This window comes from Sandaracinobacteroides sp. A072, from assembly GCF_052616365.1.
Genome location: NZ_JBQXGU010000001.1, coordinates 148,171 through 164,192 on the forward strand (window position 1 = coordinate 148,171; position 16,022 = coordinate 164,192).

Below are 16,022 nucleotides of genomic sequence, written 5' to 3' on the forward strand. Positions count from 1 at the left end.
CGACTGTGGCCTGGGCACATCAGGACAAGACGGCAATCGTCGGGGTCGGCGCGACGGACTATTATGTCCGTGGCAAGAGCTGGCCCCGCACGATCAATGACATGGCGGGCGAAGCGATCCTGAAGGCCTGCGCCGATGCGGGCATCTCGATCCGGGACCTCGACGGCTTTTCCTATTATTCCACGGCGGGCGCCGGCTATCTCGACAAGTTCGACACGGCCGCGCTGATGGAAACGCTGGGCATGCCCAATGTCTCCTTCTCGGCGACGCTGACTTCGGGCGGCGGCGGCTGCCCCGGCGCGATCGGCCTGGCGACCGCGGGCCTCATGAACGAGGACTGCAGATATGCCGTCACCGTCATGGCGCTGCAGCAGCTGCCGCAGCACCGGCTTGGCGTGGTGTTCGGCGCTGGCGCCCCCAGCCCGGAAAGCAGCTTCCTCCAGCCTTCCGGGCTTGTCGGCCCGGGGCATCTGATGTCGATGCTGACGCGGCGCCACATGCATCTTTACGGCACCACGCAGGATGCCTTTGGCGAGATCGTGATGGCGACGCGCGCCAACGCGCACAACCGCCCCAAGGCGGTTCGCAAGGCAGCGCTGAGCAAGGAGGAGTATGAAGCCTCCCCCATGCTGGCGGACCCGCTGCGCCGGCTGGATTTCTGCCTGGAGACGGATGGCGCCGTCGCTGTCATCACCACCACCATGGACCGCGCGAAGGATTGCCGCCACAAGCCGGCGGTGGTGCATGCCTGCGCCCATGGCGGGCAGCGCGAATGGGGCAGGGCCTTTGCGTGGATGGGCATGCCCGATCCGCATTTCGCAAGCTCGGGTCACAAGTTCACGGCCGATCGGATCTGGGCGCAATCCGGCCTTTCGGCGCAGGACATGGATGTCGCCCTCATCTATGACCATTTCAGCCCCATGGTCTTGATGCAGCTGGAGGATTACGGATTCTGCGAGAAGGGCGAGGGCAATGATTATGTGCTCGCCGGCAAGGTCCGTTATGATCCGGCGACCGGGCGGGGCGTGAATGGTGGCGTGCCGGTGAACACCCACGGCGGCAACCTCAACGAAGCCTATATCATCGGCATGACCCACATTGTCGAAGGCGTCGAGCAGGTGCGCGGCACCGCCATCAACCAGGTCAAGGATGCGGAATTCGCCCTTGTCTCGGGTGGCCCGGCATCCCTTCCCGTTTCCAGCCTGATCCTGAGGAGCGCCTGAGATGAGCGAGCCCATCAAATACGGTCCCGCGCTGCTGCTGCCGGGCGACCAGCTCCGCATTTCCACCAACCCGGACACCGAGCCCTTCTGGCAGGCGGCGAAGGAGCATCGGCTGACGGCGTGCCAGTGCGCGAAATGCGGTCATTTCCGCATGCCGCCGACGCCCTATTGCCCGGAATGTTCCAGCAACGAGAAGGCCTGGCCGACGCTGCCGGGCACCGGCACGGTCTTCAGCTATGTCGTGTGCAACCGGAACCCGAAGAATGGCGAGCCTTATGTCTATGTGCCCGTCGTGGTCGACCTCGACGGCGCGCCGGGTGCGCGGCTCAACGCCAATGTCACCGGCTGCAACGCCGAGGATGTGCGCATCGGCATGAAGGTGACGGTGGAATGGACGGACATCCAGGACGGCTGGGTGCTGCCCAATTTCCGCAAGGCCGACTGAGCCTGACCTGACCGCAGACAAACGCAGGGGAGGGCGTGATGCTGGCTGACCTGAGGATCGTGGAAATCGGCGAGGGCCAGGCCGTGCAGGTGGCCGGGCTGATGCTGGCGGCCCTTGGCGCCGATGTTCTCAAGATCGAGCGGCCGGGTGGCGACCCGGCGCGCGGGCAGGCGCGCTTTGCCAACTGGAATCGCGGCAAGCGCAGCCTGATCCTCGATCTCGACACCCCCGAAGGCCTCGCCGAACTGCACCGGCGGCTTTCCGGCGCGGATGTCCTCCTGCACCAGTTCCGGCCTTCGCGCGCCAGGGCGCTGGGGCTGGATGACGCGGCGCTGGGCGCGAACTATCCGCGCCTTGTCATCAGCGGAATCACCGGAAGCCCGTTCAATCACCCCGATGTCGAGCGTTCGGACGACGAGCTTCTCGTCGCCGCGCGCTTCGGGGCGCTTTACGAGAATGATGGCTACCGCGCCGGCCCGATCGTCTGGCGTTTCAACGCGGGCAGCTGGTCGGCGGCGCATCTGGCGGCGGCTGGCATTCTCGCCCGGCTGACGGCCCGCCTGCAATCCGGGCGCGGCGGGGCTGCGCACACATCCCTGTTCCAGGGCCATATGGCGATGCTGCCGCTCATCTGGGCGCGGAACAGCAGCGGGCCGATGCCCAACAACCCGCCCTATCCGCCGGGCCCACGGGCGATGGCGATGCAGCTTTACGAATGCGAAGGCGGCGAGTGGTTGCAGATCATGGATCCTACCCGCCAGTTCGATTACGCCAGCATGCCCACCATGTGGGAGGTAATGGCCGAAGGCGTCGACATCGACAGCGAGGAAGGCAAGGTGGAGGCCTTCCGCCGCCGCCCGATGGACCGCTGGCTTGCCGATCTGCGGGACGCCGACATCGCGGCCGAGCCGGCCTGGCCGATGGGCGAGATGCTGAAGCACCCCGAGGTGCGCGCCAATGCCTATGCGGTGGAGGTGGATGACCCTGACCTCGGCCGCACCATCCAGCCGAACGTGCCATTCCACAGTGATGCGGCCCTGCCGCCGGTGCGCCCCGCCCCCCGGCCGGGCGAAGGCGGCGAAAAGGACTGGGCGCCCCCGCCGGCTGAAGCCGGCAGCAATGGCCAGCCGGCCGAAATGCTGGCCGGCACCCGGGTGCTCGACCTCGGCATGTTCCTCGCCGGGCCGATGGGCCCGTCGATGATGGGGGACATGGGCGCCAATGTGATCAAGGTGGAAGCGCTGAGCGGCGACCGGCTGCGCTTCATGCACCGCTATTTCCAGGCCGCAGCCCGGTCCAAGCGTTCGATCGCGCTCGACCTGACCCGGCCCGAGGCCGGGCCGATCCTCGCGCGGCTGGTGAAATGGGCCGAAGTCGTCCACCACAACATGCGCTTCAAGGGCGCGGCGAAGCTCGGCCTTTCGGAAGAAGGCATCCGGCAACACAATCCCGATGTCGCCTTCAACTATGTGAGCGCCTATGGCCAGAAGGGCGAGCGCGGCAACTGGCCGGGCTATGATTCCATCTTCAACGCCATTGCCGGCTGGGAATTCGAGAATGCCGGCGAAGGCAACAGGCCGGTCTTCAACCGCCCCGGCACGATGGACGTGAGTTCGGCCCAGAGCGCCCTCGTCGAGACGATGGCTTCCCTCTACGCGCTGCGGGCCGGCAAGGGCGGCTTCACCACCCAGACATCGCTTCTGGGCATTTCGGCCTTCACGCAAGGCGAAACGCTGATCCTGGCCGATGGCTCGCTGGCCGAGACCCATCACCTGACGGCTGACCAGACAGGCTTTTCACCCTGGCACCGAATCTTCCAGTGCGCGGATGGCCGCTGGGTGGCCGTTGCCGCCCATGGCGCGGCGCGGCGTGCGGCGCTGCGCGACGTGCTGGGCACGGACGAGGCCGGCTTCGAAGCCGCCGCCGCCACCCGCACCGCCGATGATCTCGTGGCGGCGCTGGACGCGGCGGGCGTTCCTGCCGACCATGTGACCTTCGAGGATGCGGCCAACCGCTTCTTCGACACCCCGCTGCACCGCGAACTGAACCTCGTGTCGGTGCTGGAGCAGCCGGTCTATGGCACCATGGAGCAGCCGGGCGCCTTCTGGTGCTTTGGCGATGTGCCGCTGGTTTTCCGCAGGCCATGCCCCGAGATCGGCCAGCATACCGATGAAATCATGCGCGAGATGGGCTTCTCCGACGCGGAAATTGCCGATTTCCGCGCGAAGAAGGTGATTGCCTGAGCCCTATTTCTCCCGCTTGGGAAGCCAGGTGCGGACCGGTTCGAACACCGGCATCCGCAAGCTGCGTCGCAGCCAGTTCGCGCCATCGAGCACGAAGCTGTGGCCCGAGCAGAAGGCGGCATAATCCGAACAGAGATAGGCGGCCGCCCAGCCGAGTTCGTGCACCTCTCCGGTGCGCAGCGCCGGCTGGCGGTTCGACAGGTCATTGCCATCGGCGAAGCGCAGGTGGGCGGCGCGGTCCTTGTGCGGGAACAGCCCCGGCGCGATGCAGTTGACGCGGATGTCATGGGGCGCCCACTCGACGGCAAGCGTCTGGGTGAGATTGGTGACGGCGGCCTTGGCGGCAGCCGAGGGGCTGGTGCCCGGCCCACCGGTCCAGGCATAGGTGGCGCCGATGTTGAGGATTGCGCCGCCGAGACCGTCCGCGATGCGGCGGCGCGCGAATTCGGTGGAGCACAGCCAGGTGCCGTCGAGCACGATACCGGTCACGGCGCGCCAGGCGTTGAGGCTGAAATCCTCTGATGCGCCGGCGAGGTTGCCGGCGGCATTGTTCACCAGCTGCGTGACCGGGCCGAGCGCCTCCTCCACTTCGTCGAAACAGGCTTTCACCGCTTCGGGGTCGCGCACGTCGAGCTGGACGCCGATGGCGCGGCCGCCGGCTTCCTCGACGGCAGCGACGCCGCGGGCGCGCTTGTCTGGGTCGCGGCTGGCGATGGCGACGGCGCCGCCCAGACGGCCGAATTCGGCGGCGATGCCCTTGCCGATGCCCGAGCCGCCGCCGGTGATGATGGCGACATCATTGGCGAACGTGCCTTCGGGCAGCATGCGGGTTCCGGCCGCCGGGGCGCGGCGCAGTCCCTTATAGTCATCTGTCATGGTGTCTTCCCTCGGGTTAGCGGCCTAGCGGCCACGATAGACGGGTGTGCGTTTTTCCCGGATGGCGGCCCGCGCCTCGGCATAATCCTCGGTCTTGAAGAGTGCGGTCTGGGCCAGAAGTTCCTGGGCGATGCCGTTGCGCACCGCCCCGGCATGGGGCTGGTCGATCATGGTCTTGGCCATGGCGAGGCAGATGGGCGGCTTTGCCGCGATGCTGCGGGCAATCGCCATGGCGCGCGCGTCCAGTTCTTCGGGCGGGACGACGAAGTCGACGGCCCCCCAGTCCAGCGCGGTGGCGGCATCGATGCGCTCGCCTGTCATCACCATATATTTGGTGCGCGACGGCCCGATCAGGGTGGTCATGATCTGGGTGCCGCCGGTATCGGGCAGGATGCCATAGTGGATTTCCGGCAGCGCCATGCGCAGATCGGTGGATGCAACGCGGATGTCGCAGGAAAGCGCCAGTTCGCAGCCGCCGCCGATCACCGCGCCCTTGAGCGCCGCGATGAAGGGCTTTGGGCTGTCCATCACCTTCAGCCGGCCCTGCTGGTGGCGCAGCACGAAATGATAATCGCTTTCGTCGCGGGCGCGGTGGCCAAGCACGCGCGTGTCCCGGCCGGAGCAGAAGGACTTGCCCGCGCCGCACAGCAGAACGGCGCGGACGGCATCATCGTCGAGCGCCGCGTCGAGGATTTCCTTGTAGCGATGGCTGGCCTCGTCATCCATTGCATTGTGGACTTCGGGCCGGTTGAGCGTGATCACGCCCACGCCGTCGACGATTTCGTAGAGGATCTTCTCCGTCATGCAATGTCTCCGAGCAGGATGTCGCGCCGGGCGGGCGCGATGAAGGACAGAAGGTGGGCGCGCTTCAGGCAAAGGTGGGGATAGGCCTCGTCAGTCATGCCGATGCCGCCATGGACCTGGATGTTGACCCGCCCGTTTTCCAGCGCGGCATGGCCGGCGAGGTCGCGGGCGGCGGCGATGTGGAAGGCGGCCGGCGGCTCATCCGCATCGAGCGTGCAGGCGGCATAGAGCAGCTGCGCGCGGGCGACGGCGCAGCGTACGGCCATGTCGGCGCACAGATGCTTCAGCGCCTGGAACCAGCCGATGGGCCGGCCGAACTGTTCGCGCACCCCGGCATAGGCTGCCGCCATGTCGCGCGCGGCCTCCGCCACGCCCAGCGAGAAGGCCGCCGCCAGCAATTGCAGGTGGAGCGCCGCGCGCGGGTCTTCGAGCGGCGAGAAGGCCGGGGCGGCCTCCATCCGGGCCATGGGCGCCGAAAGGTCGAGGCCGGGGGCGGCCGCCAGTCCGCCGGGAAGGGGCGCGAGGCCGGCCGTGCCGTCTTCGAGCATGGCGATGGCCGCGCTGGCCCCCTCCGGGTCGAAGAAGCGCGCATCGCCTGCCTTGCCGATGAGGGCCAGCGCCGCACGGCCATCCCCGCCGCGGCCATCCCCGCCGCCGTCTCCGGCCCCGCCTTCTGGCGACCAGCGGCTGGCGACTGCGCTGGCGATGAGGCCGACGGGGGCGAGGTGGCGGCCAAGCTCGGCGAAGACGAGTGCTTCCGTTGCGTGGCCGAGGCCCATGGCCGGCGCGGTCATGCCCGTCCAGCCCATCTCTTCCAGCATCGGCCAGAGATTGGCCGGGCGGCTGCGGGCCTCTTCCAGCGGCATTTTCGCCCGGCACCAGTCGGCTGTTGCCGCGACGAGGGCCTGCTGTTCGGTGTCGGGGGTGAGGTCCATGGCTGTTACCTTGATTTCGGCAGGCCGAGCAGGCGCTCGCCGATGATGTCGCGCTGGATCTGGGCGGTGCCGCCGGCGATGGTGGCAGCAAAGCCGCGCAGGTAATCGGTTACCAGGCTGTCATCGCCGTAGCGGAAGTCGAGGATGGCCTCGCCTTCGAGAAGAAGCGCCATGCGCTCGAGCCTCTGGCCCAGTTCGGCGGAGAAGAGGCGGATGACCGATGCCTCGGCGCCCGGCTGGCCGGTTCGGACGACTTCAGAGATGTTGCGGTAGGTCATGGCGCGCAGGGCGGCGACTTCGGCCCGCATCCGCGCGAGTTCGCCGGCGATGCGGTCATCGCGGATCGCGCCGCTCGCCCGCGCCCGTTCGAGCAGCTCTTCCACCTCGCGCGCCTGTTTCACCTGGTCGGCGATGAAGCCGGTGCCGCGCTCGAAGCCGAGGGTGGACATGGCGACCTTCCAGCCATTGCCCAGCCCGCCGACGACATTGGCAAGCGGGATGCGCACATCATCGTAGAAGACCTGGGCGAATTCCACCTGCCCCGACATCTTGGCGATGGGGCGGATGCTGATACCCGGCGCGTGCATGTCGCAGATCACCCAGGACAGGCCGCGATGCCGCTCCGATCCTTCCTCCGTGCGGATGACGAGTTCCTGCCAGTCCGCGACATGGGCGAAGCTGGTCCAGATCTTGGAGCCGTTGACCACCAGTTCATCGCCCTCGACCCTGCCGCGCGAGCGGATTCCGGCAAGGTCGGAGCCGGCGCCCGGCTCGGAAAAGCCCTGGCACCAGATCGCCTCCCCCTTCAGGATGCGGGGCAGGTGAAAGGCCTTCTGGTCCTCGCTGGCGTTCAGGATCAGCGTTGGCCCGCCATGGTTGATGCCGACGAAATTCGCCCCGATCCAGGGGGCGTCGGCGCGGGCATATTCCTCAAGCCAGATCACCTGTTCCACAAGCGACAGGCCGCGCCCGCCATAGGCCCCGGGCCAGTTTATCCCGGCCCAGCCGGCATCGAACAGCTGGCGTTGCCAGGCCTTGTCGAAGCCGATCGCATCGGCGGCATGCATCGGCCGCCGTTCCTTCGGGACATGGGCGGCAAGCCATTCCCGGCATTCGGCGCGAAACTGCTGTTCGGCAGGGCTGAATCCTGTGTCCATCGGCTATTTCTCCGGGATTGACGGGTGGCGCCCCACCGCCCAAGCATCGCGCGCACAGGCATGTGAAGGGAGCGGGACATGGATGCGCACAACGGCCGGATGCCGCCGGCGCTGGAGGCGGGCTGGCGCGAGACCGGGCTGTGGCGGGATCTGTCCCTGGGCGAGGCCATGGCGCAGGCGGCGGCGACCCACCCGGACGCGCCGCTGCATTTTTTCGGCGCAGGTGGCACGCGCAGGACCAGCCTGGGCGCGATCCATGCCGATGGGCTGAAGCTGGCGGGCGCATTCCATGCCCTGGGACTGCGGCCCGGCGACGTGATCGCCATGCAGCTTCCTAACGGCCTTGAAAATGCAGTGCTGTTCCAGGCGGCGGCGGCGCTGGGCTGCACCATGCTGCCCATCGTGCACATCTATGGCCCGCACGAACTGGCGCACATCCTGCGCGACAGCGGCGCTAAGGCGCTGATCCTGCCCGATCGCTGGCGCAATATTGATTATCTCGACCGGCTGGCCCGCCTGCCAGCGCTGCCGGCGCTTGCCCACCGGATCGTGCTGGGCGACAGCGTGCCCGAAGGCGCCATCGCCTATGCCGACCTGCCCGAAGGCGCCCTGCCGGAAATCGAGACCGACCCGGACGCGCTGGCGCTTCTGCTCTACACCTCGGGGACGACGGCTGCGCCCAAGGGCGTGCGACACAGCGCCCGCAGCCTGCTGGCCGAGCTGAACGCCCGCCGCCAGACCGGCCGGGCGGAGGATTATGCGCTTTCCCCCTGGCCTTCGGGGCATATCGCCGGAACACTCGCAGTGATGGGCCATGCGCTTCTGGGCCGCCCCACCATCATCCTTGAAGCCTGGGATGCGGCGCTTGCCGCCGAACTGGTCGAGCGTTTCGGCGTACGGCAGATGTCGGGCGCGCCGGTGCATCTTTCGGGCCTGATGGACGCCGCCGCGCGCGATGGGCGGGACATTTCCAGCTTCGAGCAGTTCCTGATCGGCGCGACGACGGTGCCGCCCGCCCTTGTCGCCGCGAGCGAAGCGGCGGGCATCCGCTGCTGCCGCTGTTATGGCTCCACCGAAATGCCGACGGTCTCGCAGTGCGAGCCGGACGACCCGCTCGAAAAGCGGCTGAGCACCGACGGCCGCCCCAACCCCGGCGTCGAGGTGCGGATCGTGGACGACATGGGCCGGGACGTGGCGGCCGGCGCGGAGGGCGAAGTGGTGGTGCGCGGGCCGGAGCGGTTCCTCGGCTATACCGACGCGCTGCTCGAAGCCGAAAGCTTCCTGCCCGGCGGCTGGTTCCTGACCGGCGACATCGGCCGGCTGGATGCGGACGGCTTTCTCGCCATCACCGACCGCAAGAAGGACATCATCATCCGCGGCGGGGAGAATATCTCGTCGCGCGAGGTGGAGGAACTGCTGCTGACCGTGCCCGGCGTGCGGGAGGCGGCAGCCATCGGCCTGCCCGATGCGCGGCTTGGCGAGCGCATCTGCGCCGTGATCGTGCCGGACGGGACGGCGACGGTCAGCATCGGTTCGATCGACGCGGCCTTCCGGGCGATCGGCGCGGCACGCCAGAAGACGCCCGAGGCGTTGCTGCTGGTGGAGGATTTCCCCCGCACGCCATCCGGCAAGGTGCAGAAGGCCGAGCTGCGCCGCAAGCTGGCGGAGGAGGGCCGCGTCCCGCCGCGCTGATGCACTGGCGGCTGTCATTGCCCGGGCGCCGTCGGCTGTGGCATCCGCTCTCCCCGCTGCCGGGCTGCCCCTTCTTTTTCGGGGGCATGTCCAGCCCTTGATATATATTACCTAGTTATATAACTGAACGAGCTTTTTGCTGAGGGATATTGGGAATGTCAATCCTGTACGATGAAGGACAGCAGGCGATCGCGACAGAATCGCGCCGCGTGCTGGAAGCCCGGGCCAGCAAGGACCGGCTGCTCGGCCTGCTGGAGCGCACCGGCGACCATGACGAGATTTTCTGGCGCACCGCTGTCGAGCAGGGCTGGACCGCGCTTGCCATTGCCGAAGCCCATGGCGGCCTTGGCCTTGGCCTTGGGGAACTGGGGCTGGTAGCGCAGGCTGCCGGCGCCGCCACATCCGGCGCGCCGTTCCTGACTGTCGGCTACGGGGCTGGCGAGGCGATTGCCGCAGCCGGCGATGCCGCGCTGGCATCCGCCTGGCTGCCGCGCCTTGCCGCCGGCGAGGCGACGATGACGGTCGCCCTCGCCGAAGGCGCGTCCGCGCTGCCGCCGCAGCCTGCGGTCACCTTTGCCGGCGGCCGGCTTTCGGGTGTGAAGCCCGGCGTGACGGCCGGCCTCGCCGCCGATGCGGCCATTGTCTGGGCCAGCCGCGACGGCGCGCCGGTGCTGGTGCTGACGGAGCTGGGCGGAACGAAGCGGACCGCCATCGACAGCTTCGACAACAGCCGCCTTCATGCCGACATCGCCTTCGCCGACACGCCCGCCACGCTGCTGGCCGAGGGCGATGCCGCGCGCGCGCTGGCGCTCGACGTTCTGGCCCGCATGGCGGTGGTGACGGCCCATGAGCAGACGGGCGGGGCCGAGGCGCTGCTGCACACCGCGCGCGACTATGCCCTGACGCGCAAGGCCTTCGGCCAGCCGATCGGGGCCTTCCAGTCGGTGAAGCACCGCATCGCCGAGCTTTACGGCCTGGTCGAGATTGCGCGGGCCAATTGCATCCATGCCGGGGCGATGGCCGGCAAGCCGGGCTTCCTGGTCGCGGCGGCCGATGCGCGGCTTTCGGCGACGGAAGCCTATGATACGGCGGCGCGCGATGCCGTGCAGATCCATGGCGGCATCGGCGTGACCTGGGAAGCCGGACTTCATCTTCACATGCGCCGTGCGCGCAGCCTCGCCATCGAACAGGGCAACATGCTGTTCTGGGAGGATCTTCTTTTGGAACAGCTGACGGGAGTGGCGGCATGAGCGACTATGAGGCCTTCCGCGGCCGGGCACGGGCCTGGCTGCAATCCGTGGCCGGGGAATTCGGCAAGGATGCCCGCCAGGGCCTGAGCGAGGAAGAGGGGCTGGCGCTGGGCCGGCGCTATCTCGCCGCGCGCCACGATGCCGGCTTTGCCGGGATCAACTGGCCGGTCGATGTGGGCGGGCAGGGCCTGAGCCATATCGAGAAGGTGATCTTCGACACCGAGGAAATGGCCTTCGGCATGCCCGTCGGCTATTTCGGCATCTCGCTCGGCATGCCGGTGCCGATCATCATCCGCTACTGCGAGGATCGCGACTGGGTGCGCGAACGGGTGCGCAAGGCGCTGCGCGGCGAAGAGATGTGGTGCCAGCTCTTTTCCGAGCCGGCGGGTGGCTCCGACCTCGCCGGGCTTCGCACCCGCGCCGAGCAGGATGGCAATGGCTGGCGCATCAACGGCCAGAAGGTCTGGACCAGCTGGGCGCAATATTGCGACTATGGCGTCATCGTCGCGCGGACCGACCCGAATGTGCCCAAGCATCAGGGCCTCACCTATTACTGGGTGGACATGAAGGCGCCGGGGGTCACCGTCCGCCCGATCAAGCTGGCGGGTGGTGACAGCCATGTGAACGAGGTGTTCTTCGATGACGTGCGCGTCGAGGATTCACAGCGCATGAGCCCGGTGGGCGGCGGCTTCGGTGTCGCCATGGCGACGCTGATGATCGAGCGCTATGTCGCGACCGACAGCGGCGGCTTCGGCCCGCATCTCGACCTCTTCGTCGAGCATGCGCGCGGACTGGCGGTGAACGGCCGCCCGGCGCTGAAGGACGGGCGCATCCGTTCGGCGATCGCGCGCAACCACGCCATGCGCGCTGGCCTCGAATCCATCACCACGCGCGCAATGCTGATGATGCAGGCCGGCATGGAGCCGGGGCCGGAAGGCTCGCTCAACAAGCTGGTGGCGGTGCGCAGCCGGCAGAAGCTGTCCGAACTGGCGATCGACCTTGCCGGGACGGACGGGCTGCACTTCGACCCGCATGCCTCGCAGAAGGACGACTGGGGTTCGAGCTGGATCAACGCGCCGACTGGCCGGATTGCCGGCGGGGCGGACGAGATGCTGCTGAACACCATCGCCGAGAAGATCCTCGGCCTGCCGCAGGATCACCGGCCGGACAAGGGTGTGCCCTTCAACCAGATCCCGGCCTGATGAGTCTGGCCTGATATGGCCGCGCCCGGCGGGCCTCAGCCAGAGGCCAGCCGGGCGGCGTGCCAGGCGATGTGATCGGCCATGAAGGTCGAGATGAAATAATAGCTGTGGTCGTAGCCCGGCTGCATCCTGAGGGTGAGCGGCTGTCCGGCGGCGCGGCAGGCGGCTTCCAGCAGCTCAGGTTTCAGCTGTTCCGCGAGGAAAGTGTCGGCATCGCCCTGATCGACGAGCAGGTCGGGCAGGCGCGCGCCGCCTTCGATGAGGGCGACGGCATCATGGCGCGCCCATGCGGCGCGATCCGGCCCGAGATAGGCGGAAAAGGCCTTTTCTCCCCATGGCACCTGCGACGGGGCGACGATCGGCGCGAAGGCCGATACGGCGCGAAAGCGGCCCGGGTGGCACAGCGCCACGGTCAGCGCGCCATGGCCGCCCATGGAATGGCCGGTGATGCCCTGCCGGTCCATCGCCAGCGGGTAATGGGGAGCGACGAGGGCGGGCAGTTCCGCCGTCACATAAGCCCACATGGCGTAGTGCGGCGCGAAGGGGCTTTCGGTGGCGTCGACGTAAAAGCCGGCGCCCTGGCCGAGGTCATAGCCATCCGCATCGGCCACACCGTCGCCGCGCGGCGAGGTGTCCGGCGCGAGGAAGGCGATTCCATGCTCGGCGCAGGCGCGGCGGTATTCGCCCTTTTCCATCACATTGGCATGGGTGCAGGTGAGGCCCGACAGGTAGGTCAGAAGCGGCACCGGCCCCGTTTCCGCCTGTGGCGGCAGGAAGAGCGCGAAGGTCATCGGCGTGCCGGTGGCGCGGCTTTCGTGGCGCAGCACCAGCTGCGTGCCGCCATGCGCCCTGACGCTGGAAATCGTCTCGATGCTCACCGGAATACCACCGTGCGCCCGTCGTTCAGCAGCACGCGGCGCTCGCAGACCCAGGTGACGGCGCGCGTGAGAACCTGGGATTCGATGTCGGCGCCGATGGCGATGAGGTCGGCGACGGAGGCGCGGTGATCGACCCGCTCGACCGCCTGTTCGATGATCGGGCCTTCATCGAGATCCTCGGTCACGAAATGGGCCGTCGCGCCGATCAGCTTCACGCCGCGCGCATGCGCCCGGTGATAGGGGCGCGCGCCGATGAAGCCGGGAAGGAAGCTGTGGTGGATGTTTATGATCCGCCCCGGCATGCGCCCGACGAAGTCCGGCGACAATATCTGCATGTAGCGGGCGAGGATGAGGAATTCCGCCTGCGTTTCCGCCATCAGCCGCTCCAGCGCCGCCTCGCGGCCGGCCTTGTCCTCCTTTGCCGTGGGCAGAAGGTGGAAGGGCAGGCCATGCTGGCGGGCAAGCGCCTCGGCATCGGGGTGGTTGGCGGTGATGCCGACGATGTCCGCCGGAAGCTGGCCCGACTGTCGCCGGTAGAGAAGGTCATGCAGGCAGTGCAACTGCTTCGAGGCAGCCACCAGCAGCTTCGGCCGCCGGTTGGCGGGCGCCAGCTGCCAGTCCATCCCGAAGCGTGCGGCGATGGGCGCGAGCAGGGCGGACAGGCCGGCGAGATCGGCGGGAAAGCGCGGGCCGGCGGGCTGGAACAGCAGGCGCATGAAGAAGCGGCCGGTTTCAAGGTCGGCATATTGCTGGCTGTCGAGGATGAAGCCGTCGTTTTCGGCCAGCGTGCCGGTAACGGCGGCGACGATCCCGACGGCATCGGCGCAGGTGAAGGCGAGGATGTAGGCGGGGCCTTGCGCCCCGTTCCTGGTTGTCATGCGGAGCCAGCCTTCAGAAGATGATGACGCTGCGGATGCTTTCGCCCCGGTGCATCAGGTCGAAGGCCTCGTTGATCCGCTCCAGCGGCAGGCGGTGGGTGATCATCGGGTCGATCTGGATCTGGCCGTCCATGTACCAGTCCACGATCTTCGGCACGTCGGTGCGGCCGCGCGCGCCGCCGAAGGCCGTGCCTTTCCAGACCCGGCCCGTCACCAGCTGGAAGGGGCGGGTGGCGATTTCCCGCCCGGCTTCCGCCACGCCGATGATGATCGATTCGCCCCAGCCGCGGTGGCAGCATTCCAGCGCCTGGCGCATCACGTCGGTGTTGCCAGTGCAGTCGAAGCTGTAGTCGGCGCCGCCATCCGTCATTGCCACGATGTGGGCGACGATGTCGGCCACATCCTTCGGGTTGACGAAATCGGTCATGCCGAAGCGGCGACCCCAGGCTTCGCGGTCGGGGTTGATGTCGACGCCGACAATGCGCGACGCGCCCGCCATCTTCGCGCCCTGGATGACATTGAGGCCAATGCCGCCCAGCCCAAAGACGACGACGGTGGCGCCGGGTGTCACCCTGGCGGTGTTGACGACGGCGCCCACCCCCGTGGTCACGCCGCAGCCGATGTAGCAGCTGGTGTCGAACGGCGCGTCATCGCGGATCTTCGCGACGGCGATTTCAGGCAGCACCGTGTGGTTGGCGAAGGTGGAGCAGCCCATGTAGTGATGGATCATCTGCCCCTTGTAGCTGAAGCGGCTGGTGCCATCTGGCATCAGGCCCTTGCCCTGGGTGGCGCGGATGGCGGTGCACAGGTTCGTCTTGCGCGAAAGGCAGCTTTTGCACTGCCGGCATTCGGGCGTGTAGAGCGGGATCACATGATCCCCTGGCTTCACCGAGGTGACGCCCGCGCCCACTTCGAGCACCACGCCAGCGCCTTCATGGCCGAGGATGGAGGGAAAGACGCCCTCGCTGTCCAGCCCGTCGAGCGTGTAGGCATCGGTGTGGCAGACACCCGTCGCCTTGATCTCGACCAGCACCTCGCCCGCCTTCGGGCCTTCGAGATCGACCTCCACGATTTCCAGCGGGCGTTTGGCTTCGAAGGCGACGGCGGCACGGGTCTTCATGGGGAGCGTCCTTTCACGGAAGGGCAAGGGCGGATGCCGCCTGCCTTACGCCAGAAGTGCGCCGCGTTTCCAGCCTGAGACGTGCCCCGGCAGGAATGCCGCATGCCTGCCGGCCTGCCCTCGTGCGGTTTGCCCTGCACCCATGATCGCGCAGGCAGCCCGGCCTGTTTTTATGATGGGGATCGGACTGTTAACTAATAATAAGCCTTGATAACATCAGCGCGGCCAATAGCATGAGCATTGCCTATGCAGGCGATTCCTAACAGGGGTGTTATAAATGAAAGCGTTTCTCAAGTTCAGCTCACTGGCGGTTCTCGCCAGTGTGTCCGCTGCGGCGTCCGCCGCCACCATCACCAGCTGGAACCTCGGCAATGTCGAGCTCGTCGCCGATCCGGCGCTTCCGGGCACGGGCGTCAGCAAGGTCTATGACCGCGACGTGAGCGGCGGCACCGCCGGCGCCATCGCCAACGGCCAGATCCTGTGGATCGATTCGCCCATGCCGGGCATGACAGTCCTGAACGATGACGTTGACCTGAACCCTGGCCAGTCGATTCCCGACTGTATCGCCGTGGTCGGCGCCCAGTGCGAAGGCCCCTTCCGGTCCGACAAGCGCGTGAAGCTCCAGGCCCTGAATACCGGTGCAATCGACCTGGTGTTCGATACCGAGGCGAACAGCGAGACCAACAGCTACCGGGTCTATCACCGGCTGATCAACATGTCGGCCGACCGGATTGCCGGCTTCAAGGTCGAGCTGGGCTATGGTGTGGGCGCCAACTTCGTGGCCTCGGGGCTTGGCGATGGCCTCGGTTTCGACCTTGCCGCCGATCTCGGCCCCGATAATGCGGCGGCCTTCACCCAGTTCCCGTTCGGACTGTTCGGGGATGCGTCGGAAAACCCGAACCACAATATCGACGGCTTCTTCAGCACCGACCGCGCCGGTTTTGACGTCAGCCTTTCTGAGGACGCGCTCACCACGGGGGCGATTTCCGCCAATTATGCGGCGCTGTTTGGCCCGGCGATGCTTAACGACAGCTCGGTGCCCGAGGGCTATTTCTGGGACAATGACGGCGACGATTCGACCGACCCCCTGCTGATGGCCTGGTACAATGGCATGGGCTGGGAAGCCCGCCGCGTTATCGACCCGAACGATCCGCTGAGCGCCATCCCGATCGCCCCGACCATGGTGGACGAGAATGACCTGATCGCCCTTGGTTTCGTGCGCGACGTTGCCGAAGACCTGCGCAACATCAACCTCAACTTCCATGTGAAGGTCGATGAAGGCTTCGAAGGCGGTCCCTTCACGCTACGCTACACCACCT

The 16,022-nt window shown here is 67.4% G+C and carries 13 protein-coding genes and 1 pseudogene; 7 read left to right on the forward strand and 7 right to left on the reverse strand.

Translation table 11 applies throughout. The features are described from left to right. Positions 1 to 5 precede the first annotated feature (5 nt). The 3 genes from ACUJ46_RS00700 to ACUJ46_RS00710 are packed head-to-tail and all read left to right on the forward strand — an operon-like array spanning position 6 to position 3,911. The gene (locus ACUJ46_RS00700) at positions 6 to 1,223 is read left to right on the forward strand and encodes a thiolase C-terminal domain-containing protein (RefSeq protein ID WP_445388539.1); all 1,218 of its coding nucleotides are present in this window, start codon (positions 6 to 8) and stop codon (positions 1,221 to 1,223) included. A 1-nt stretch (position 1,224) separates the two neighbouring features. Then, positions 1,225 to 1,668, forward strand: a complete 444-nt coding sequence (locus tag ACUJ46_RS00705; RefSeq protein ID WP_445388540.1) for a Zn-ribbon domain-containing OB-fold protein — start codon at positions 1,225 to 1,227, stop codon at positions 1,666 to 1,668. A gap of 38 nt (positions 1,669 to 1,706) precedes the next feature. Next, complete coding sequence (locus ACUJ46_RS00710) at positions 1,707 to 3,911, forward strand: CoA transferase (protein WP_445388541.1); 2,205 nt, start codon at positions 1,707 to 1,709, stop codon at positions 3,909 to 3,911. Between the two features lie 3 nt (positions 3,912 to 3,914). On the opposite strand, the gene ACUJ46_RS00715 is transcribed toward ACUJ46_RS00710, so the two are convergent. The 4 genes from ACUJ46_RS00715 to ACUJ46_RS00730 are packed head-to-tail and all read right to left on the reverse strand — an operon-like array spanning position 3,915 to position 7,683. Next, positions 3,915 to 4,787 (reverse strand): SDR family oxidoreductase, encoded by an 873-nt coding sequence (locus ACUJ46_RS00715; protein WP_445388542.1) that lies wholly within the window; start codon positions 4,785 to 4,787, stop codon positions 3,915 to 3,917. A gap of 24 nt (positions 4,788 to 4,811) precedes the next feature. Then, positions 4,812 to 5,591: an enoyl-CoA hydratase/isomerase family protein gene (locus ACUJ46_RS00720; RefSeq protein WP_445388543.1), complete on the reverse strand. Its 780-nt coding sequence runs from the start codon at positions 5,589 to 5,591 to the stop codon at positions 4,812 to 4,814. Continuing rightward, positions 5,588 to 6,526: an acyl-CoA dehydrogenase family protein gene (locus tag ACUJ46_RS00725; RefSeq protein WP_445388544.1), complete on the reverse strand. Its 939-nt coding sequence runs from the start codon at positions 6,524 to 6,526 to the stop codon at positions 5,588 to 5,590. Before ACUJ46_RS00725 ends, ACUJ46_RS00720 begins: the two co-directional genes overlap by 4 nt. Before the next feature lie 5 nt (positions 6,527 to 6,531). Beyond that, positions 6,532 to 7,683: an acyl-CoA dehydrogenase family protein gene (locus tag ACUJ46_RS00730; protein WP_445388545.1), complete on the reverse strand. Its 1,152-nt coding sequence runs from the start codon at positions 7,681 to 7,683 to the stop codon at positions 6,532 to 6,534. Positions 7,684 to 7,761: 78 nt separating this feature from the next. On the opposite strand from ACUJ46_RS00730, the gene ACUJ46_RS00735 reads away from it, so the two are divergent. The 3 genes from ACUJ46_RS00735 (at position 7,762) to ACUJ46_RS00745 (ending at position 11,827) form a co-directional block, all read left to right on the forward strand. After that, positions 7,762 to 9,375, forward strand: coding sequence for an AMP-binding protein (locus ACUJ46_RS00735; protein ID WP_445388546.1), 1,614 nt, complete (start codon positions 7,762 to 7,764; stop codon positions 9,373 to 9,375). Between the two features lie 155 nt (positions 9,376 to 9,530). Continuing rightward, positions 9,531 to 10,625 (forward strand): acyl-CoA dehydrogenase family protein, encoded by a 1,095-nt coding sequence (locus ACUJ46_RS00740; RefSeq protein ID WP_445388547.1) that lies wholly within the window; start codon positions 9,531 to 9,533, stop codon positions 10,623 to 10,625. Continuing rightward, positions 10,622 to 11,827, forward strand: coding sequence for an acyl-CoA dehydrogenase family protein (locus tag ACUJ46_RS00745; RefSeq protein WP_445388548.1), 1,206 nt, complete (start codon positions 10,622 to 10,624; stop codon positions 11,825 to 11,827). Before ACUJ46_RS00740 ends, ACUJ46_RS00745 begins: the two co-directional genes overlap by 4 nt. Positions 11,828 to 11,862: 35 nt before the next feature. On the opposite strand, the gene fghA is transcribed toward ACUJ46_RS00745, so the two are convergent. The 3 genes from fghA to ACUJ46_RS00760 are packed head-to-tail and all read right to left on the reverse strand — an operon-like array spanning position 11,863 to position 14,703. Further along, complete coding sequence (gene fghA, locus ACUJ46_RS00750; protein WP_445388549.1) at positions 11,863 to 12,705, reverse strand: S-formylglutathione hydrolase; 843 nt, start codon at positions 12,703 to 12,705, stop codon at positions 11,863 to 11,865. Next, entirely contained in the window at positions 12,702 to 13,583 is an 882-nt protein-coding gene (purU, locus tag ACUJ46_RS00755; RefSeq protein ID WP_445388550.1) for a formyltetrahydrofolate deformylase, read from the reverse strand. Before purU ends, fghA begins: the two co-directional genes overlap by 4 nt. Before the next feature lie 13 nt (positions 13,584 to 13,596). After that, complete coding sequence (locus tag ACUJ46_RS00760; protein WP_445388551.1) at positions 13,597 to 14,703, reverse strand: S-(hydroxymethyl)glutathione dehydrogenase/class III alcohol dehydrogenase; 1,107 nt, start codon at positions 14,701 to 14,703, stop codon at positions 13,597 to 13,599. A gap of 496 nt (positions 14,704 to 15,199) precedes the next feature. Between ACUJ46_RS00760 and ACUJ46_RS00765 the strand changes: the two are divergent. Next, positions 15,200 to 16,006, forward strand: a pseudogene (locus ACUJ46_RS00765) (choice-of-anchor F family protein); the annotation flags it as partial. Positions 16,007 to 16,022: the final 16 nt, after the last annotated feature.